17 protein-coding genes and 1 pseudogene are annotated in these 18,920 nt (G+C 69.0%); 8 read left to right on the top strand and 10 right to left on the bottom strand.

All coding sequences use genetic code 11. From position 1 onward, the window contains the following. Positions 1-59 precede the first annotated feature (59 nt). From Q0Q47_RS01655 to Q0Q47_RS01625, 7 genes are all read left to right on the top strand, one after another. Positions 60-965 (top strand): carbohydrate ABC transporter permease, encoded by a 906-nt coding sequence (locus Q0Q47_RS01655; RefSeq protein WP_293853629.1) that lies wholly within the window; start codon positions 60-62, stop codon positions 963-965. A 4-nt stretch (positions 966-969) separates the two neighbouring features. After that, on the top strand, positions 970-1,794 hold the full coding sequence (locus tag Q0Q47_RS01650; RefSeq protein WP_293853627.1) for a carbohydrate ABC transporter permease: 825 nt from the start codon (positions 970-972) through the stop codon (positions 1,792-1,794). Between the two features lie 4 nt (positions 1,795-1,798). Continuing rightward, on the top strand, positions 1,799-2,998 hold the full coding sequence (locus tag Q0Q47_RS01645) for a mandelate racemase/muconate lactonizing enzyme family protein (RefSeq protein ID WP_293853625.1): 1,200 nt from the start codon (positions 1,799-1,801) through the stop codon (positions 2,996-2,998). Between the two features lie 10 nt (positions 2,999-3,008). Continuing rightward, a complete protein-coding gene (locus Q0Q47_RS01640; protein ID WP_293853624.1) occupies positions 3,009-3,779 on the top strand; it encodes an SDR family oxidoreductase in 771 nt (256 codons plus the stop codon). A gap of 31 nt (positions 3,780-3,810) precedes the next feature. Continuing rightward, on the top strand, positions 3,811-4,776 hold the full coding sequence (locus tag Q0Q47_RS01635; protein ID WP_293853622.1) for a 2-hydroxyacid dehydrogenase: 966 nt from the start codon (positions 3,811-3,813) through the stop codon (positions 4,774-4,776). Positions 4,777-5,014: 238 nt separating this feature from the next. After that, positions 5,015-5,890 (top strand): aminoglycoside phosphotransferase family protein, encoded by an 876-nt coding sequence (locus Q0Q47_RS01630; RefSeq protein ID WP_293853621.1) that lies wholly within the window; start codon positions 5,015-5,017, stop codon positions 5,888-5,890. 232 nt (positions 5,891-6,122) lie between these two features. Next, on the top strand, positions 6,123-6,485 hold the full coding sequence (locus Q0Q47_RS01625; protein ID WP_293853619.1) for a hypothetical protein: 363 nt from the start codon (positions 6,123-6,125) through the stop codon (positions 6,483-6,485). 17 nt (positions 6,486-6,502) lie between these two features. Here the strand turns inward: Q0Q47_RS01625 and Q0Q47_RS01620 are convergent, their stop codons facing one another. The 5 genes from Q0Q47_RS01620 to Q0Q47_RS01600 form a co-directional block, all read right to left on the bottom strand. Further along, entirely contained in the window at positions 6,503-7,687 is a 1,185-nt protein-coding gene (locus Q0Q47_RS01620; protein ID WP_293853617.1) for a M20 aminoacylase family protein, read from the bottom strand. A gap of 23 nt (positions 7,688-7,710) precedes the next feature. Continuing rightward, a complete protein-coding gene (locus Q0Q47_RS01615; protein ID WP_293853615.1) occupies positions 7,711-8,478 on the bottom strand; it encodes an amino acid ABC transporter ATP-binding protein in 768 nt (255 codons plus the stop codon). Further along, positions 8,475-9,380 (bottom strand): amino acid ABC transporter permease, encoded by a 906-nt coding sequence (locus Q0Q47_RS01610; RefSeq protein WP_293853613.1) that lies wholly within the window; start codon positions 9,378-9,380, stop codon positions 8,475-8,477. Before Q0Q47_RS01610 ends, Q0Q47_RS01615 begins: the two co-directional genes overlap by 4 nt. A gap of 175 nt (positions 9,381-9,555) precedes the next feature. Continuing rightward, entirely contained in the window at positions 9,556-10,425 is an 870-nt protein-coding gene (locus tag Q0Q47_RS01605; protein WP_293853612.1) for an ABC transporter substrate-binding protein, read from the bottom strand. A gap of 52 nt (positions 10,426-10,477) precedes the next feature. Continuing rightward, the gene (locus Q0Q47_RS01600; RefSeq protein WP_293853610.1) at positions 10,478-11,431 is read right to left on the bottom strand and encodes a nitrate ABC transporter substrate-binding protein; all 954 of its coding nucleotides are present in this window, start codon (positions 11,429-11,431) and stop codon (positions 10,478-10,480) included. A 104-nt stretch (positions 11,432-11,535) separates the two neighbouring features. Here Q0Q47_RS01600 and Q0Q47_RS01595 point away from each other — a divergent pair, with 104 nt between their 5' ends. Beyond that, positions 11,536-12,885: a PLP-dependent aminotransferase family protein gene (locus tag Q0Q47_RS01595; RefSeq protein WP_293853609.1), complete on the top strand. Its 1,350-nt coding sequence runs from the start codon at positions 11,536-11,538 to the stop codon at positions 12,883-12,885. Between the two features lie 161 nt (positions 12,886-13,046). Here Q0Q47_RS01595 and Q0Q47_RS01590 read toward each other — a convergent pair. From Q0Q47_RS01590 to Q0Q47_RS01570, 5 genes and pseudogenes are all read right to left on the bottom strand, one after another. After that, positions 13,047-14,929, bottom strand: a pseudogene (locus tag Q0Q47_RS01590) (TRAP transporter large permease subunit). 4 nt (positions 14,930-14,933) lie between these two features. Then, positions 14,934-15,953, bottom strand: a complete 1,020-nt coding sequence (locus Q0Q47_RS01585; RefSeq protein ID WP_293853607.1) for a TRAP transporter substrate-binding protein — start codon at positions 15,951-15,953, stop codon at positions 14,934-14,936. Between the two features lie 184 nt (positions 15,954-16,137). Then, positions 16,138-17,145 (bottom strand): transketolase C-terminal domain-containing protein, encoded by a 1,008-nt coding sequence (locus Q0Q47_RS01580; protein WP_293853605.1) that lies wholly within the window; start codon positions 17,143-17,145, stop codon positions 16,138-16,140. Then, positions 17,142-17,993, bottom strand: a complete 852-nt coding sequence (locus Q0Q47_RS01575) for a transketolase (RefSeq protein ID WP_293853603.1) — start codon at positions 17,991-17,993, stop codon at positions 17,142-17,144. Before Q0Q47_RS01575 ends, Q0Q47_RS01580 begins: the two co-directional genes overlap by 4 nt. An 87-nt stretch (positions 17,994-18,080) precedes the next feature. Next, the gene (locus Q0Q47_RS01570) at positions 18,081-18,830 is read right to left on the bottom strand and encodes an SDR family oxidoreductase (protein WP_293853602.1); all 750 of its coding nucleotides are present in this window, start codon (positions 18,828-18,830) and stop codon (positions 18,081-18,083) included. Positions 18,831-18,920: the final 90 nt, after the last annotated feature.

The following is an 18,920-nucleotide window of genomic DNA, read 5'->3' as shown; positions in this document are numbered from 1 at the left end:
TCCACCGTCAGACCGGCGCCCGCCCATGGGCGGGCGCCTCTTTCCCACCGGAGTGCGCCATGTCCGCCGGCAAGACGACCGAGAGCCTGCTCACGTCGCGCTGGACGCCCTACGTCTTCATGGCGCCGGTGTTCCTCTATCTGCTGCTGTTCGACTTCATCCCGCTGGTGAAGGAGTTCTACCTGAGCTTCACGTCGACATCGCTTCTGACGCCCAGCGTCAACAAGTGGGTCGGGCTCGACAACTACCGCGAGCTGTTCTCGAACAGGGACTTCCTGCACTCGCTCTGGATCACGGCGGTCTACACCATCGCCTGCGTCGTGCTGGCGATCGGCGCGGGATTGGGCACGGCCCTGCTGCTCGACGCTCCGTTCCTCGGCCGGGCGGTGGCGCGCACGCTCGTGACGCTGCCCTGGGCGGCGCCGCCCGTCGCCGTCGCGCTGATCTTCACCTGGATCTACAACGCGCAGTACGGCGTCTTCAATTACGTCCAGCGCTCGCTCGGCATCGAGACCTTCGAGAACTGGCTCGACACGCCCGACCACGCGCTGACCGCCATCCTCATCGCCACGATCTGGCAGATCTTTCCGTTCTCGTCGGTGGTCATCCTCGCCGCGCTCCAGGGCGTGCCGAAGGAATTGCGGGAGTCCGCCGCGCTCGACGGGGCAGGGGCCTTCGACATCTTCCGTGCCGTCGTGTGGCCGACCATCCGCCCCACGGTCATGCTGCTCGCGCTCTTCATCACCATCTGGTCGCTGCGCCGCTTCGACCTGATCTGGCTCCTGACGCAGGGCGGCCCGATCGGCGCCACCAACACGCTGGTGATCGACCTCTACCGGCGCGCCTTCGTCTATCGCGACCTCGGCGCCGGCGCCTCCGTCGGCATGGTGGGACTGTGCATCGCCTTCGCCATCACCCTCGTCCATCACCGGCTCAGCAGCCGCTACGAACTCAAGGGACGGTGACGCCATGCCCGGTCTTCCGCTTCCCATTCGCCTGAGCGCGGTGCTGCTGCTGCTCGCCGTCGCGGTCTTCCCGTTCTACTGGATGTTCGTGACCTCGCTGACGCCGTCGTCCGAGCTCTTCGCCTCGACGCCGCGGTTCTGGCCGACATGGAGCGAGACGGGCGTCTATGCGGACGCCTTCCGCAAGATCCCGGTCGCGACCTGGCTCCTCAATTCGCTGATCGTGGCCGCCGGCACGACGGTGCTGTCGATCGCCATCTCCCTGTTCCCGGCCTATTCACTCTCGCGCTTCCGCTTCAAGGGGAAGGGCATCATGGGGCTGTCGCTGTTCGCAACGCAGATGCTGCCCGAAGCGATGCTGGTGGTGCCGCTCTACGCCCTGTTCGGCCAGTTCAACATGCTGAACACGCTGACGGCGCTCATCCTCGCCAACACGGCGTTCACGGTGCCGGTCGTCGTGTGGATCCTGAAAGGCGCCATCGACGGCGTGCCGGAGGAGATCGAAGAGGCGGCCCACATCGACGGCTGCAGCCAGGTGGGCATCGTCTGGCGCATCGTCCTGCCCCTCATCGCCCCGACGCTGGCCGCCGCCTCCGTCATCGCCTTCTTCCACGGCTGGAACGAGTACGTCTTCGCCCAGACGCTGGTCTCAAGCGAGAGCCTGCGCACCGCCTCGGTGGGCCTTGCCGGCTTCGTCGGCGAACTGTCGACCCCCATTCACACCGTCATGTCGATCGCGGTCATCTACGCGGTGCCCGCCATCGTCTTCTACATGTTCGTCCAGAAATACGTCGTGAGCGGCATGACCGCCGGCGGCGTGAAAGGCTGACCCGATGAAGATCACCGCCATCGAGACCCTCCGCGCCGAGGAGTTCGCCAACGTCCTGTGGGTCCGCGTCCACACCGATGCCGGAGTGGTGGGGCTCGGGGAGACCTTCTACGGCGCCGGAGCCGTGGAGGCGCACATCCACGACACGCTGGCGCAGCGCCTGCTGGGCCGCAATCCGCTGCATGTCGAGGCGCTGAACCGGGACCTGGTCAACCTGCCGATGGCGCAGTCGTCGACCGGCGTCGAGTATCGGGCGGCCTCGGCCATCGACATCGCTCTGTGGGACGCGTTCGGCAAGGTCTGCGGCCAGCCGGTCCACCAGATGCTGGGCGGCCTGTGCCGGGACAAGCTGCGCATCTACAACACCTGCGCCGGCTACAAGTATGTCCGGACCAACAACATCAAGCCGGTGTCGAACTGGTCTCTCGGGGAGGCCGAAGGCCCCTACGAGGACCTCGACGCCTTCATGAACCGCGCCGACGTGCTTGCGCAGGACCTGCTGTCGCAGGGCATCACGGCCATGAAGATCTGGCCGTTCGACCCGGCGGCGCAGGAGACGGGCGGCGTGCACATCTCCGCCGCGCAGATGAAGGCCGCCATCGCGCCCTTCGAGAAGATCCGCAAGGCGGTCGGCGACCGCATGGAGATCATGGTGGAGTTCCACTCCCTGTGGAACCTGCCCACCGCGCTGAAGATCGCCAGGGAGCTCGAGCCCTTCAAGCCCACCTGGTACGAGGACCCGATCCGCATGAACTCGCCCCAGGCGCTGGCCGAGTACGCCCGCTCGACCGACGTGTGGGTCTGCGCCTCGGAGACGCTCGGCTCGCGCTGGTCCTACAAGGACTATCTCGATCGCGACGCGGCCCATGTCGTGATGGTCGACCTGTGCTGGACCGGCGGCCTCACCGAGGGCCGCAAGATCGCGGCGATGGCCGACACGTACCACCGGCCCTTCGCGCCGCACGACTGCATCGGCCCGGTGGGCTTCGCCGCCGCGGTGCACGCCTCCTTCAGCCAGCCCAACACGCTGATCCAGGAATCGGTGCGCGCCTTCTACAGGGGCTGGTACAACGAGCTCGTCACCACGGTGCCGCGGATCGAGGACGGCTACGTCTACCCGATGGAAGGTCCCGGGCTCGGCCTGGAGCTGAGGTCCGAGGTCTTCAAGCGCTCCGACCTGACCGTCCGCCGCTCCGCGCTCTGAGGACCCCGCCATGGCCAACGCACTCTTCGATCTCACCGGCCGGACGGCCCTCGTCACGGGCTCCTCCCGCGGCCTCGGCCTGGCCATCGCCCGCGGGCTCGCGGAGGCCGGCGCGGCCCTGGTCGTCAACGGCACGGACCGCGGCCGAACGGAGCAAGCCTGCGCCGACCTCGTCGCGGCCGGGCACGAGGCCCGGGCCATGCCCTTCGACGTGACCGACGAGGCCGCGGTGGTCGCGGCGTTCGAGGCGCTGGATGCGGAGGGCGTCGCCGTCGACATCCTCGTCAACAATGCCGGCATCCAGTACCGCAAGCCGATGGTCGACCTCGCGGCAGCCGATTGGCGGCGCGTCATCGAGACCAACCTCACCAGCGCCTTCCTGGTAGGGCGCGAGGCCGCGCGGCGCATGATCGCGCGCGGGGCAGGCGGCAAGGTCATCAACATCGGCTCGCTGACGAGCGAGGTCGCCCGCGCCACCGTGGCGCCCTACACGGCAGCGAAGGGCGGCATCAAGTTGCTCACCCGCTCCATGGCCGCCGAATGGGCCATCCACGGCATCCAGGCCAATGCCATCGGCCCGGGCTACATGGTGACCGACATGAACCAGGCCCTCATCGACAATCCCGAGTTCGACGCCTGGGTGAAGGGCCGGACGCCGGCGAAGCGCTGGGGCAAGCCGGACGAACTCGTCGGCACGGCGGTGTTCCTCGCCTCGGCGGCGTCGGACTACGTCAATGGCCAAATCATCTACGTCGACGGCGGCATGCTCGCCGTCCTGTGAGCCGAGACTTCCCCCCGTGAACGGTGGCACCATGAAGATCGTTTTCCACGGCGACAACGCCCGAACCTTCCGCCCCGGCCTCGAAGACCTGCTCGAGGGCGGGCACGAGATCGTGCTGGTGGGCGACGCGTTGGCCGACGATGCGGACAAGGCTCACTTCGCCACGGCCGACGTGATCGTGGGCGTGCGCCTCACGCCGGCCATGCCGAAGCCGGAAAGGCTCCGCCTCTACCAGGCGCCGGCGGCGGGAACGGACCAGATCGATCGCAACTGCCTGCCGACCGGGGCGCGGCTGTGCAACGCCTTCGGCCACGAGGACGCCATCGCCGAATACGTGATGACGGCCCTGCTGGCCCGCCACGTGCCGCTCGCCGATGCCGACCGGCGGCTTCGCCGCGGCGACTGGACCTACTGGGCCGGCCATCCCGGCAACCTGCGCACCGAGCTCGGCGGGTCCTCGGTGGGGCTTCTCGGCTACGGCCACATCGGCAAGGCCATCGCGGTGCGGGCCAAGGCCTTCGGCATGCGCGTGAGCGTGGCCAACCGAACCCCGGTCCCGACCGGCCCGCTCGTCGACGAAAGCTTCGGCCTCGACCGCCTGCCGGCCTTCATGGCCTCCGCCGACGCCATCGTGGTCTCCCTGCCGCACCTGCCCGAGACCACCGGCTTCGTCGGGACGGCCGCCCTGGCCGCCATGCGGCCGGACGGCGTGGTCGTCAACGTCGGACGAGGGCCCGTGATCGACCAGCAGGCTCTCTTCGCGGCCCTGCAGGAGCGGCGCATCGGCGGCGCCGTCATCGACACCTGGTACCGCTATCCCAGCGCCGCCGATCCGAACCCGCTGCCCGGCACGCTGCCGTTCGAGACGCTCGACACGGTGGTGATGACCCCGCACATGTCCGGCTGGACCGAAGGCACCGTCCGCCGCCGCCGCCAGACGATCGCCGACAACGTCAACAGGCTCGCACGGGGCGAGCCGCTGCTGAACGGGCTCTGACGCGGGCGCTCGAACATCCTGCGTCCTTCGACACGCCCGCTGCGCGGGCTGCTCAGGATGAGGACTGTTGTAAAGCGTCATAACTCCGCAACAGTCCTCATCCTGAGCAGCCGCCGGAGGCGGCGTGTCGAAGGACGCGCGACCTCACCGTGCGAGACTTCTGCCGGCCCGCCCGTCATGATCGCGGCTGCCGGATCACTTTGCGTGGTCCTTGTCTCCGTCATCGGAAATGCCCCGCATGGACGCCGCACGCACCGCCCTCGAAGCGATCTCGACGTCCCTGGCCCGGTGCCTCGGATCGGAGATCGTCACGGCCGCGCCCGTGCGCGGCGGCTACACCCAGGCTGAGCGCTGGCTCGTCACGCCTGCGTCGGGCCGGCGCGTCTTCGTCAAGATCGCGACAAGCCCGATGACGCGGACCTGGATGAAGAGCGAGATCGCGGCGTACGGCGCGCTGTCGGGTGGTTTCATGCCGCGGCTGGTGGTGGCCAGCGGCGAGGGGGCTCACCCGTTCCTCGTCCTGGAGGACTTGAGCGGCGCGACCTGGCCGCCGGCCTGGTCACAGGAGCGGGTCGCGCGCGTGCTCGACGCTCTGGAGGCCTTGCACGCCAGCCGTGCGGCGCTGCCGCCATTCGCAACGGTCTTCCCCGAGGGCCTGTCCGGCTGGAAGGATGTCGCGGCCGATCCCGCGCCGCTCCTGTCGCTCGGCCTCGTGTCGCCCGAGTGGCTCGCGGCGAACCTTCCCCTGCTGCGACGGGTGGAGGACGCCTTCGATCCGGCAGGCTCGGTGCCCCTTCACCTGGACGTGCGTAGCGACAATCTCTGCTTCCGGGACGGGACCGCGAAGCTCGTCGACTGGAACTTCGCATGCCTCGGCAATCCGCGGCTCGATGCGGGCTTCTGGCTTCCGAGCCTCGAGATGGAGGGCGGTCCTTCACCCGAGAGCGTCATGCCCGACGCGGCGGACGTCGCCGTCGTCGTGAGCGGTTACTTCGCCGCCCGCGCCGGCCTGCCGGCGCCATCGCCGGCCCTGGAACGCATCCGCGCGCTCCAGAAGGCGCAACTTCGGTGCGCGCTCGGCTGGGTCACGAGGGCCAATCGCTTGGCGCCTTGAAGGATGGCGGCCGCAGGCCCGATGGGCGCCGCGACCCTGGACCCGGGGTGAAGACGTGCAGCGCCAGTAGTTGCACCTGAAACCAATGGGTACTTGCAACCGCCGAGGCGTAGAGGTGCGAAGGATTTGAATGCTCAAATTCGATACGACGGCTTCGGCGTCCTGCAAGTAAATACAATACACATCATTATCGAGAGGCGTGGCCCCAACGCGCTCGTCATCGAGAGAGAAGATGATGCGCCTTTTCTTGTGTGGCGGGATGATATTCCTTTTGTCTGCCTGCCAAACGACGCTGCCTCCACATCCTGTGCTTGTCCTCGACGCGCAATTGCGTGAGTGCGTGCAGTCTCGGCGCCGGGATTGCGGCGACATCGATCGTGCCCTCATGGACGTCGATCAGGCCCGCGTGGACCGCTATCTGCGGGACGTGGGCTATGCGTGCGAGCCGGAGTCGCAGGGAGAGTGTGAACTGACCGTGGCCCGTCGCCACTTCGCTGACCGGATGAACGATCCCGGTTTCAGGCGGGCGCTCGCCAAGGTCCTGGCGAGGGCCGACCAGTATAAGACTTTATGCCGCGTCTGCCGGACGCCCTGAGGGGCGCCGCCGCGCGATCACACGCGGGCCAGGAACCGCTCGGCGAGCCGCGCCCACAGCGCCGCACCCGTGGTGAGGCTCGCGTCCGCGAAGTCGTAGCCGGGATTGTGCAGCATGGCGCTGTCGCCGTTGCCGAGCCGCAGGAAGCTGCCGGGCTTGTGCTGGAGGTAGTACGCGAAGTCTTCGCTGCCGGTGAGCATCGGGCAGGTGCCGACATGGTCGGCGCCCACGAGCTCGCGCGCCACCTCTTCCGCGAAGGCGGTCTCGGCGTCGCTGTTCATCACCACCGGGTAGCCGTGCTCCCAGCTGATCTCGACGCTGGCTCCCTGCGCGGCGGCGACGTTGGTGGCGATGGCGCGGACGCGCTCCTCCAGCCGCTGGCGCGTCTGCGGCGTGAAGGAGCGGACGCTGAGGCCGAGTTCCGCTGTGTCGGGGATGACGTTGGTGGCGGTGCCGCCGTGGATGGTGCCGACGGTGACGACGGCCGGCTCGAGCGGATCGATGCTGCGCGCCACCACGGTCTGCAGCGCCATCACGATGGCCGCCGCCGTGACGATGGGGTCGACGGACTGGTGCGGTCGGGCCGCGTGGCCGCCCTTGCCCTTCACGCGGATGTGGACCGTGTCGCCGGCCGCCATCATCGGGCCGGGCCGGGTCAGGATGGTGCCCACCGGGACGCCCGGGTGATTGTGGAGGCCGAAGATCGCGTCGCAGGGAAAGCGCTCGAACAGGCCGTCGGCGATCATGCGCTGCGCGCCGGAGACGAGCCCGGCCTCCTCGGCCGGCTGGAAGACCAGCGTGACGGTGCCGTTGAACCGTCGCGTGCGCGCGAGGTGCTCGGCCGCCCCCAGCAGCACGGTGGTGTGCCCGTCATGGCCGCAGGCGTGCATGACGCCGGGCACGGTGCTGGCATGGGGCAGGCCGGTCGACTCGGGAATCGGCAGGGCGTCGATGTCGGCCCGGATCGCGACCGCCCGGCCGCCTTCGCCCTGGCGCAGCACGCCCACCACCCCGTGGCCGCCGACGTTGCGCGTCACCTCGTAGCCCCAGGCCTCCAACTTGTCGGCAATGAAGGCCGCCGTCTTCTCTTCCTCGAAGGACAGCTCCGGATGCTGGTGCAGGTGCCGGCGGATGGCCGTGAGCGCGGCCTCCTGCGGGGCGAGGTCGGCGACGGTGGTGTACTGGTTCGAAGGGTGGGTCATGGCAGGGCGAAGGACCGGATGGTTCAGACGAAGCGGCTGAGGAAGCTGCGGGTGCGGGGCTGGCTCGGATTGCCGAGGACGTCCTCCGGCTTGCCCTGCTCCACAATAACACCGCCATCCATGAAGACGACCCTGTCGGCCGCCTCCCGGGCGAAGCCGATCTCGTGGGTCACCACGATCATGGTCAGCCCCTGGCTGGCGAGGTCGCGCATCGTGGCGAGGACCTCGCCGACGAGCTCGGGATCGAGCGCGGAGGTCGGCTCGTCGAACAGCATCAGCGTCGGCCGGATGGCGAGCGCGCGGGCGATGGCGACGCGCTGCTGCTGGCCGCCGGAGAGCTGGCGCGGATAGGCGTTCTCCTTGTCGGACAGGCCGACGCGGGCCAGAAGCTCGCGGCCGTAGCGCAGCGCCTCCTCGCGGGGCTGGTGATGCACGCCGATGGGGGCCTCCACCACGTTCTGCAGCACGGTCATGTGGCCGTAGAGATTGAACTGCTGGAAGACCATGCCGATCTTGCGCCGCTGAACGGCGATCTGGCGCTCGGAGAGCCGCGTCAGCCGCTCCCCGTCGAGCCGGTAGCCCATCTGCTCGCCGGCGACCTCGATGAAGCCGCGGTCGATGGCCTCCAGGTGGTTGATGCAGCGCAGGAACGTGGACTTGCCCGAGCCCGAGGGCCCGAGGATCACCACGACCTCGCCGGGGGCCACGTCGAGGTCGATGCCCTTGAGCACCTCGTTGGCACCGAAGGCCTTGCAGACGCCGCGCGCCCGCACGATGGGGCTCGCGCTCATGGGTTGTCCTTCCGGATCGTCGCCGTCGCCCGCTCGCTGCGGCCGTAGTGCCGCTCGATGGCGCCCTGCACGACGTTGAGCACCGAGGTGATCAGCAGGTACCAGAACACCGCCACCAGCAGCATGGGAATGACCTCGAAGGTGCGGTTGTAGATCGACTGCACCGAGTAGAGGAGGTCGGCCATGGCGATGACGCTGACCAGCGACGTCGCCTTGATCATGCTGATGAGCTGGTTGCCGGTGGGCGGCACGATCGCCTTCATCGCCTGGGGCAGCACGATGCGGCGCAGGATCCGTCCCCGGGTCATGCCGAAGGCCTGCGCCGTCTCGGTCTGGCCGCGGTCGACCGAGATGAGCCCGCCCCGGATGATCTCGGCCATGAGGGCGGCCTCGTTGAGCGACAGTCCGATGATGGCGGCGGTGAGCGGCGTAATGAGGTGGTTCGTGTCCCACGACGCGAGCGTCGGACCGAAGGGGATCACGATCGAAATCTTCGGGAACAGGACCGAGAGGTTGTACCAGAAGATCAGCTGCACCAGCAGCGGAGCGCCACGGAAGAACCAGATGAACAGGCCGGCCAGCGACGACGACAGCCGATCCTTCGACATGCGTGCGACGGCCACCAGGAGGCCGAGCACGATGCCGAGCACCATCGCCACCGCCGTCAGTCCCAGCGACACCGACAGTCCCTTGAGGACCGTCGGGTCGAAGAAGTACTGGCCCACGACCGGCCAGCCGAAGTTCGGATTGACGGCGCAGATATAGACGAACCCGCCGAGGATCAGACCGGCGACGATCCATGCGACGACGCGGCCCATGGGGAAAGGGGCATGGGCCTTGCGCACGTCGCGCAGCGCATCGGCCGGGAGGCTGGCAGGGGCGGCGATCGGCACGGCAGTCATCGCGATGCTCCTCGGGGCTTTTGGGTCAATCTCTCGAGCAGCCGGCGTATCGGGTCAGCGTCCGCGTTCGCGAACCCTCTCCGCCGTCCTGCCCGGACTTGGCCCGGGGCAAGACGTGGAGAGGGTGAGCACGCTGGACTGACGGACGGCTTCTCGAGTGCGCAGGGCTACGGACTCACTGGCCCTGGTTCAGGCCGGCCTTCTTGACCATGTTGTTCCCCAGGCCCCACTTCTTCATCACCGCGGCATAGGTGCCGTTGGCGATGAGGACGTCGAAGGCGTCCTTCAGGACGCCCGCGAGCGGCGAGCCCTTGGCTGTGACCGCGCCCTGGTAGATGTCGTTGAAGCCGTTGGAGAGCCCCACGCCGGTCAGCTCGAGCTGGCCGTTGGCCTGCTGCACGAAATAGGTCAGCGGCGCCTGCGAGGAGAAGAACGCGTCGGCGCGCTTGGAGCGCACGGCCAGGATCGAGGCCGGCTGGTCGGTGTAGGACTGCACCTCCACCGGCTCCTTGCCGAGACCGGAGCACTTGCCGGAGAACTCCTTGATGACCTTCTCGGCGGAGCCGCCGGCCATCACGGAGACCTTGGTGCCGCAGGTCGTCTCCAGCGAGGCGATCTTCTTGGGATTGCCCTTCTCCACGGCGAAGACGACGTATTCGCGGGCCCAGTCGACGAAGTCGTTGGCCTTCTGGCGGTCGGGATAGTCGCCCACCGGGCCCATGGCGAACTGGTAGCGGCCGGAGTTCACGCCGCTCAGGAGCGCCGGCAGCCCGGCGACGGTGGCGTGCTCGATGGTGATGCCGAGCAGCTGGCCGATGGCCTCGGACATGTCCTTGGTGGCGCCGGTGAGCTCGGTGCCGGTGACGATCTCATAGGGCGGGAACGAGCCGTTGTTCACGGCCGTCATCTTGCCCGCCTTGCGGATCTCCTCCGGCAGCTTGGCCCTCAGGGCCTCGTCGACCTTCTGCGCGGGGATGGTCTGGGCCAGCGCCGCAGGGGCGCAAAGCGCCACGAGCGCGGCCAGGGCGAGTGCTTTCACGGTCATCTGCGGTCTCCCTCGAGGTTCGAAGCGGGTCCGGCGGGTGCCGCACCTTAAGTCATTGCAGCCCTGGGAACAGGGCCTCGGCGGTCATGGGCGCGGGCATGATGCCCTGCGTGAACAACTCCCGGGCGAAGGTCTCGATCATCGGCCGGTTGAGGTCGCGGCCGCTGTCGTTCCAGTCGGGGGCCAGCGCACGCCCCGCGAAGACGAACTCGTCGAGCACGAACGGCGACGTCTCGGCATATTTGCGGCGCTTGGCGGTCCAGGCGCGCTGGCTCTCGTCGAGAAGCCGCGTCAGTTCGTCGGCGATCCAGGGGTGGGCGCGCAGCATGTCGGCCTTGATGCCGACCAGATGGTGGGCCGGCACGTAGCCGACCTCGGCGTAGTAGGCGCATTCCGCCTGGCGGAAGTCGCGCAGCACCTGGCGGAAGCCGGACCCCGGGCCGAAGAATCCGTCGGGCATGAAGGGGGTGAAGATCGCGTCGAGGTCGCCGCGCGCCAGCATCTCCATCATCGGGCGTTCGTCCGGATCGGCCTCGATGAGCCCCGGGCGGCCGAAGCCGTCGAGCCGGTCGACGATGGGGTGCTGGGCGGTCAGCCGCCCGGCGATCCAGAAGGCGTCCTCGACGCCCACGCCGTCCCGGCGCAGCGCAGCGCGGGTCCAGGTGTTGCCGCTGTCGCGCCAGCCCGTCACGCCGATCCGCTTGCCCTTGAGCTGCGAGAAGTGCTCCAGCGGGCTCGCATCCGTGGTGATCACGCAGCGGTGGCGAAAGCCCCGCATGATGAAGCAGGGAATGCCGACCACGGCCGACGCTCCGGCCGCCATCGCCGACACGTAGCGGCTGAAGGACAGCTCGGCCGCGTCGTAGTCCGCCGAGGTGGCGAGGTCGGAAATCAGCGTGCCCACCCGCGTGATCTGCAACGACAGGCGGTCCGAGGTGACGTCGCCCAGCAGCAGCGGCGTCAGGTAGTCCCAGTCGCGCGTGGCGATGCGCAGCGTGACGGTCACGCGAAAACCCTCCATGGCGATGCAAGCGGACGGTAGCGAGGGGGCGGTGACGGATCAAAAGTTATTGTGTTACTGAACATTTATAGTTTGAATTCGAGAGCCGCATGTCCGACGCGTTCGATGCCCGATGGTTCGCGAGCCGGCTCGGCCAGGCCACCCGGCGCGGCATCGCGCAGGAAACGGCGGCGCTGGTGCGGACCGGCGTCCTGCCGGTCGGGGCCAAGCTGCCGACGGTCCGCGACCTCGCCTTCGAGCTGCGGGTCAGTCCCGCGACCATCTCGCAGGCCTGGGCCGATCTCAGGCGCCACAGGATCATCAGCGGCCGCGGCCGCAACGGCTCCTGGGTCATCAGCGACAGCTTCTCGCCGCGCCCCGAGCGGCTGATGAGCGGGCAGCAAAGGCTGGACCAGGGGCTCAATCTGGCGCGAGCCGTTCCGGACCCGGAACTCCTGCCGGACCTGCGCGACGCCCTGGCCCACGGAGCGCGGGCGGAGGGCCTCAACAGCTACGACCGTGTGCGCATCCTGCCCGAGCTGGAGCTGGCCGTGCGCCGAAGCTGGCCCTATGACGCCAGCGCCTTCCTGGCGACGGACGGCGGCTACAGCGCCATCCACACCATCGTCCACGCGCTGGTGCCGCCCGGCGCGCCCGTGGCGGTGGAAGACCCCACGGGTCTTCGCATCCTCGACATCCTGGAGGACTTCAACGTCCCGATCCTGCCGGTCGCGTGCGACGCGGCCGGTCCGCGACCCGACGCCCTGGCCGAGGCGCTGGCCCGGCGGCCGGCGCTGTTCATCTTCCAGCCGCGGGTCCACGCCGTCACCGGCGCCTTGCTCACCGCCGAGCGACTAGGCGAACTCGGGCGCCTGCTGCAGGGCAGCGACACGCTCGTCGTGGAGGACGACGGCATCGGCGACGTCATGGACGCGCCGCGGCTGTCGCTAGGCCAGCTCATGCCCGACCGCGTCATCCACGTGTTGTCCTACTCGAAGACGCTCGGACCCGACCTGCGCCTCGCCGTGCTTTCGGCGTCGGCCGTGCTCGTCGAGGAGATCCAGAGCTATCGCGGCTTCAGCGCCGGTTGGACCAGCCGCATTCTCCAGGCTGCCGCGGCGTGGCTGCTCCGCGACCCGGCGACGGCGGTGCGCGTTGAGGAGGCCCGTCGGGTTTATCGTCACCGTCGCGAGGTGCTGGCGGGCGAATTCCAGCGCCGCGGCGTATCCGTGCAGCCGGGCCACGGCCTGTCCCTCTTCGTGCCCGTGATGCCGGGGCGCGACGCCACGGCGCTGCTGGGCGCGCAGGGCATCGGTGTGGCGCCGGGCAAGAACTTCTCCCTCGCTTCGCTCGATTTCGTGCGGGTCGCCGCGAGCTGCCTCCCGCCGGCCGAGGCCCCGGCCGTCGCCGAGGCGATCACGCGGGCGGCCGGATGGGCGAGCCCTCTCGATGGCGCGTAGAGCACGCGGATGGCGGGGCATCGCTGCCCCGCCGTCCCGGACGATCGTTAGGTCAGCGGCCTAGCGCATGCTTCGCTTATTGGAAACGAAGCATGCGCTAGGTTTCTTGGTGGTCGCATGCTTCTCGCGAAAAGCCGGATTCCAGCTTTTCGCGGCATGCTCTAAAGAAACCCGATCGACAGCCAGGGCACCGCGGCGATGACGATCGTGCCGATGAGCAGCATCACCATGTAGCCGACGATCGGCTTCATGCCTTCGTCCGGGTGGATGCGGCTGATGGCGCAGGCCGCGTAGTAGCCGACCCCGAAGGGCGGGGCGAAGAGGCCGATGCCCATGGCGAGGATCACCACCATCGCGTAGTGCACGTCATGCACGCCGATCTGCCGGGCGATGGGGAAGAGCAGGGGCCCGAAGAGGACGATGGCAGGGATGCCTTCCAGCACGCTGCCGAGGATGACGAAGGCCACGATGGTGACGGCGAGGAAGGTCGGCGCGCCGCCCGGGACCTGCATCATCACCTTGGCCAGCGCCGCCGAGAATCCTGATTGCGTCAGCGCCCACGCCATGCCGGTCGCCGCGCCGATGATGAGCAGGATGGCGCCCGACAGCGCCGCCGTCTCGATCAGCATCGGGTAGAGCCGCTTCGGCGGGAACTGGCGGTAGATCAGGAGCCCGGCGAGCACGGAGTAAACGATGCCGATGGTCGAGACCTCGGTCGCCGTCGCCACGCCCTCGACGACCGCGGCGCGGATGACGAAGGGCAGGGCCAGGGCCGGGATCGCCACGACGAGGGCCTTGCCGATCTCCCGGCCGGTCGCCCGGCGGACATGGCTCAGGTCCTCGTTGCGGTAGCGCCACCACACCATGAGGCAGAGCAGCACGGCGAGGACTACGCCGGGCAGGAGCCCGCCGGTGAACAGCGCCGAGATCGACACGCCCGTCACCGAGCCGATGGTGATCAGCACGAGCGAGGGCGGGATGGTCTCGGTCTGCGCGCCGGTCGCCGACAGCAGGGCGACGAGGTCGCCGGGCTTGGCGCCGCGCTTCTGCATCTCCGGGAACAGCACGGGGGCGACCGCGGCCATGTCGGCGGCCTTGGAGCCCGAGATGCCGGAGACGAGGTACATGGCGCCGACCAGCACGTAGTGCAGGCCGCCGCGCACGTGCCCGAGCAGGCTCGCCAGGAAGGCCACCATGGCGCGCGCCATGCCGGTCATCTCGATGAGCAGGCCCAGGAACACGAAGAGCGGCACGGAGAGCAGGATAAGATGGCTCATGCCCTCATCCATGCGCCCGATCAGCACCACCTCCGGCGTGGTGGTGGTGAGGGCGAGATAGCCGAAGGTGGCGAGACCGAAGGCGAAGGCGATCGGCACCGCCGCGAACACCATCGCGCCCACGAGCCCGACGAAGAAGATCAGCAGGTTGAGCTTGCCGAGCGGCTTCAGGACCGGGCCGAGCAGCCAGAACACGGCCATGATGGCCACGACCACCGCGACAGCGGTGGCGATGCGGCGCAGGTCGCCCACGGTCGCGAGCTTGAGCGCCGCGACGACCAGCATCAGCCCGAGCCCGACGGGCAGGGCCGCCGCGCGCCAGGAGTTGACGATGCCGAGCGCCGGCGTCGTCACGTAGACTTCGTCGGCCGCGAACTCGAAGGCCGGCTCGATGACGAGCACCAGGAAGGCGAGCGCCGCGGCGATGGCCACGACGTCGAGGAGGGCGCGTGCGGCCGGCTGGAGCCGCGCCACCACCGCCGTCATCCGCATGTGCTCGTCGCGCTGCAGGGCGAGGACCGAGCCCAGCATGGCGAGCCACAGGAACAGGATGCCGGAGAGCTCGTCCGCCCAGACGATGGCGAATGGAACACGTAGCGGGCCACGATGCCGGCGAGCAGGACGACGATCTCGGCCACGACGAGGCCGGCGGCGGGGATCGCCACCGCCGGCTTCAGGAGCTCGCCGGCGCGCAGCGCTGCGGCGGCCCAGGGGGTGGGAGGCCGCAGGTCGGCGGCCTCCACGGTGAGGTGCGGTGCCTGGGCCATGCCGTCACCCGAGCTTTCCGGCGGCCTTCTCGAGCTGCGCCCAGGCGTCGTCGCCGAATTTCGCCTTCCAGTCGGCGTAGAAGCTCGTCTTGGCGAGCGAGGCCCGGAAGGCGGCGCGGTCGACGTCGATGAACTGCATGCCCTTGCCCGTCAGGTCGGCCCGCAGCGAGTCGCTGAGCCTGGCGATGTCGGCGCGCTCGTCCATGGCCGAGCGGTCGAACTCGCGCGTCACGATCTCCTGCAGGTCCTTCGGCAGCTTGTCGAAGGCGCGCTTGTTGCCGAGGATCCAGTAGTTGTCCCAGACGTGCCCGGTGAGGCTGCAGGTCTTCTGCACCTCGTAGAGGCGGGCCGTCGCGATGATCGGCAGCGGGTTCTCCTGGCCGTCGACGACCTTGGTCTGCAGCGCGGAATAGACCTCGTTGAAGTTGATCGGGGCGGGGCCGGCACCCAGCGCCTGGAACAGCGAGGTGAGATTCGGCGCGGCCGGCACGCGCAGCTTGAAGCCCTTCAGGTCCTCGGCGGTGCGGATCTCGCGGCCGGACGAGGTGATGTGCCGGAAGCCGTTGTCCCAGGCCTTGGAGACCGTGAAGATCGGCGTCTTGGCGACCTGGGCGCGGATGTAGGAGCCGAGCTCGCCGTCCATCGCCTTCCACACCGCGTCGTAGCTCGTGAACAGGAAGCCGAGGTTCACGATGCCGGCGGCCGGCACGAAGGTCGCCAGGATCAGCGAGGAGAGGTTGAAGAACTCCACACCGCCGTTGCGCACCTGGGTGAGCAGGTCGGTGTCCGAGCCCAGCTGGTTGGCCGGGAACAGGTTGATCTCGAGCTTGCCGCTGCTCGCCTCCTTGATGCGGTCGATGGCCTCCTGGGCGCGCTTGTTGACCGGATGGGTCGGGTCCTGCCCGGTGGCGAGCTTGTAGGTGAACTCGGCCGCATGGGCCGGCCGGCGCAGGATCGCGACGAGGGGGACCGCGGCGGCGGCCTTGACCAGGGTGCGGCGCGACAGAAGCGAGGCGTTGGACATCGTGTTTTCCTCCAGGGGTGTCGGGGTGTGGCCGCGGTCGTCAGGGACCGTCTTGGGCCACCGGCTCTCGGGCGCCGGGCTTCAGGCACGCGGCGTCGCTCGTCGCCCGGGCGCACCGGGACGGAAGGCAGGCGTCGCAGGGATGGGGTGAGGGGGCGGCAGCGCCGGGGCGCTGCCGCGGGCCTTACATCCAGGCCTTGATGCGGCTCGCGACCTTTTCGGCCGAGATCCCGTAGTGGTCGTGCAGGGTGGGCAGGGCGCCCGCGAGCAGGAACTCGTCCGGCAGGCCGATGTGGCGGAAGCGGGCCTGCACGCCCTCGCGCATCAGCAGGGCGCCGACGGCCTCGCCGAGGCCGCCGATCACCGTGTGGTTCTCGGCCACCACCACGAGACGCCCGCCCTTGCCGGCCTCGGCCAGGATGGTGGCCGTGTCGAGCGGCTTGATGGTCGGCACGTGCAGCACCGACACGTCCACCTTGTCGGCGGCGAGCAGGGCGGCGGCCTCGAGCGAGCGCATGGTCATCAGCCCCGAGGAGATGATGAGCACGTCACGCCCGTCGCGGATGGTCTTGGCCTTACCGAGCTCGAAGCGGTAGCCGTACTCGGCCAGCACCAGCGGCACCTGGCCGCGCAGCAGGCGCATGTAGACCGGGCCCTTGTGGGCGGCGATAGCCGGCACGACCTGCTCGGTCTCGTGCGCGTCGCACGGGTCGATCACGGTCATGTTCGGCATCGCCCGCATCAGGGCGAGGTCTTCCGCCGCCTGGTGGCTCGGGCCGTAGCCCGAGGTGAGACCGGGCAGGGCGCCGACGATCTTCACGTTGCGGTCTTCCTCCGCGATCGTCTGGTGGATGAAGTCGTAGGCCCGGCGCGTGGCGAACACGGCGTAGGTCGTGGCGAAGGGCGTGAAGCCCTCCTTGGCGAGGCCCGAGGCGGCGCCGAGCATCAGCTGCTCGGCCATGCCGAACTGGTAGCAGCGGTCCGGGAACGCGTCGCGGAAGACGTGCAGGTCGGTGTACTTGCCGAGGTCGGCGGTCATGCCGACGATCGTGTCGTCCTGCTTCGCCGCGGCGACGAGCGCGTGGCCGAAGGGGGCGGGTTTCGTCGCCTGGCCCTCGGCGGCGATCGAGGCGATCATGGCCGAGGTGGTCAGGCGCGGCTTGCCGCCGGCGGTGGTCGGTGCGGGCTTCATGCGGGCCTCCCGGCATCCAGCGCGTCGAGGGCGAGCTGCCACTCATGGGCGTCGACGCGCATGAAGTGGTTGCGCTCGCGGGCTTCGAGGAAGGGCACGCCCTTGCCCATCTTGGTGTCGGCGATGATCATCCGGGGCTTCGGCTCCGGATGGTTCCGCGCCGCGTCGAAGGCGGCCTTCACGGCATCGAGGTCGTTGCCGTCGACGCGCTGGGTGAACCAGCCGAAGGCGTTCATCTTGTCGACCAGCGGCTCGAAGCCCATCACCTGGCCGGAGGGGCCGTCGGCCTGCTGCTGGTTGATGTCGACGACGGCGATGAGGTTGTCGAGCTTGTGGTGGGCGGCGCCCATGATCGCCTCCCACTTGGAGCCCTCGTCGAGCTCGCCGTCGGAGAACAGCGTGTAGACGAAGTTCTTCGAGCCCTTGCGCTTGAGGCCGAGCCCCATGCCCACCGCGATCGAGAGGCCGATGCCGAGCGAGCCGCCGGACATTTCCATGCCGGGCGTGTAGGAGGCCATGCCTGACATGGGCAGGCGGCTGTCGTCGCTGCCGTACGTCTCCAGCTCCGCCTCGGGGATGATCCCGGCCTCGATCAGCGCGGCGTAGAGCGCGATGGCGTAGTGCCCGTTCGACAGCAGGAAGCGGTCACGGCCCTCCCACTCCGGATCGTCCGGGCGGTAGGTCATGGCGTGGAAATACGCGACGGCCAGCACGTCGGCGATGTCCAGCGCCTGGGCGATGTAGCCCTGGCCCTGTACCTCGCCCATCCGCACCGCGTTGCGGCGGATGCGCCAGGCCCGTTCGGCCAGGCTCGGGGCGTTGCTGCGCGGTGCAGCGTCCGTGGTCATGGGAGCGTCTCCTGCGGCGATTTCATCGTGGTCGCATGCCATTCGCGAAAAGCCGGTCTCCACCTTTTCGCTGCATGCTCTTGTCTGTCAGTGGATGAGCATGCCGCCGTTGACGTCGATGACGGCGCCGGTAACGTAGGCGGAGAGGTCGGAGGCGAGGAACAGGTAGATGTTGGCGACGTCAATCGCGTCGCCGAGGCGCGACAGCGGGATGCCCTTGATGATCTCCGCCTTCATCTCCGGTGTGAGCTTGTCGCCCGTGATGTCGGTCTGGATGAGGCCGGGCGTCACGCTGTTGACGCGGATGCCGTCGGGGCCGAGTTCGCGCGCCATGGCCTTGGCGAGGCCCAGCACTCCGGCCTTGGCGGCGGAGTAGTGCGGGCCGCCGAAGATGCCGCCGCCGCGCTGCGCCGAGACGGACGACATGCAGGCAATGGAGCCCTGCTTGCGCGCGCGCATGGACGGGATGAACGCCTGGCTGAGGTAGAGCACGCCGGTCATGTTGACGTCGACGATGCGCTGCCAGTCGGCGCCGGTGATGTCCATCACCTTCACCGGCTGCGTGATGCCGGCGTTGTTGATCAGGATGTCGACCTTGCCGAAGCGGGCGAGCACCTCGGCGGCGGCGGCCTTGCAGCTCTCCGCGTCGGCGACGTTGCAGCCGAGACCGATGTGGCCTTCGCCCAGTTCCGCGGCCGCGGCGGCGGCTCCGGCCGCGTCGAGGTCGAGGATCGCGACCCGCGCGCCGTGCTCGGCGAAGAGGTTTGCGGTGGCCCGTCCGATGCCGCGCTTGCTGGCGGCGCCCGAGATGACGGCGATCTTGTCCTTGAGCAGCATCGTTCTCCTCCGGCGGATCCTCGTTGGTGATCCTGGGGAGACAGTTAGCGGCGGTTGGCGCCCGACCGCAAACGAGAAAAACCCGCCAAA

Source organism: uncultured Alsobacter sp., from assembly GCF_945952055.1.
Classification (GTDB): domain Bacteria; phylum Pseudomonadota; class Alphaproteobacteria; order Rhizobiales; family Beijerinckiaceae; genus Alsobacter.
This window is presented reverse-complemented; position numbering and strand designations above follow the sequence as displayed.

Excerpts from the sequence above, each read along its gene's own strand:
- Q0Q47_RS01605 (WP_293853612.1), bottom strand. The coding sequence starts at position 10,425 with ATGACCGTGAAAGCACTCGCCCTGGCCGCGCTCGTGGCGCTTTGCGCC.
- Q0Q47_RS01595 (WP_293853609.1), top strand. The coding sequence starts at position 11,536 with ATGTCCGACGCGTTCGATGCCCGATGGTTCGCGAGCCGGCTCGGCCAG.
- Q0Q47_RS01635 (WP_293853622.1), top strand. The coding sequence starts at position 3,811 with ATGAAGATCGTTTTCCACGGCGACAACGCCCGAACCTTCCGCCCCGGC.
- Q0Q47_RS01615 (WP_293853615.1), bottom strand. The coding sequence starts at position 8,478 with ATGAGCGCGAGCCCCATCGTGCGGGCGCGCGGCGTCTGCAAGGCCTTC.
- Q0Q47_RS01570 (WP_293853602.1), bottom strand. The coding sequence starts at position 18,830 with ATGCTGCTCAAGGACAAGATCGCCGTCATCTCGGGCGCCGCCAGCAAG.
- Q0Q47_RS01655 (WP_293853629.1), top strand. The coding sequence starts at position 60 with ATGTCCGCCGGCAAGACGACCGAGAGCCTGCTCACGTCGCGCTGGACG.
- Q0Q47_RS01640 (WP_293853624.1), top strand. The coding sequence starts at position 3,009 with ATGGCCAACGCACTCTTCGATCTCACCGGCCGGACGGCCCTCGTCACG.
- Q0Q47_RS01585 (WP_293853607.1), bottom strand. The coding sequence starts at position 15,953 with ATGTCCAACGCCTCGCTTCTGTCGCGCCGCACCCTGGTCAAGGCCGCC.
- Q0Q47_RS01620 (WP_293853617.1), bottom strand. The coding sequence starts at position 7,687 with ATGACCCACCCTTCGAACCAGTACACCACCGTCGCCGACCTCGCCCCG.
- Q0Q47_RS01575 (WP_293853603.1), bottom strand. The coding sequence starts at position 17,993 with ATGACCACGGACGCTGCACCGCGCAGCAACGCCCCGAGCCTGGCCGAA.
- Q0Q47_RS01630 (WP_293853621.1), top strand. The coding sequence starts at position 5,015 with ATGGACGCCGCACGCACCGCCCTCGAAGCGATCTCGACGTCCCTGGCC.
- Q0Q47_RS01645 (WP_293853625.1), top strand. The coding sequence starts at position 1,799 with ATGAAGATCACCGCCATCGAGACCCTCCGCGCCGAGGAGTTCGCCAAC.
- Q0Q47_RS01650 (WP_293853627.1), top strand. The coding sequence starts at position 970 with ATGCCCGGTCTTCCGCTTCCCATTCGCCTGAGCGCGGTGCTGCTGCTG.
- Q0Q47_RS01580 (WP_293853605.1), bottom strand. The coding sequence starts at position 17,145 with ATGAAGCCCGCACCGACCACCGCCGGCGGCAAGCCGCGCCTGACCACC.
- Q0Q47_RS01625 (WP_293853619.1), top strand. The coding sequence starts at position 6,123 with ATGATGCGCCTTTTCTTGTGTGGCGGGATGATATTCCTTTTGTCTGCC.
- Q0Q47_RS01610 (WP_293853613.1), bottom strand. The coding sequence starts at position 9,380 with ATGACTGCCGTGCCGATCGCCGCCCCTGCCAGCCTCCCGGCCGATGCG.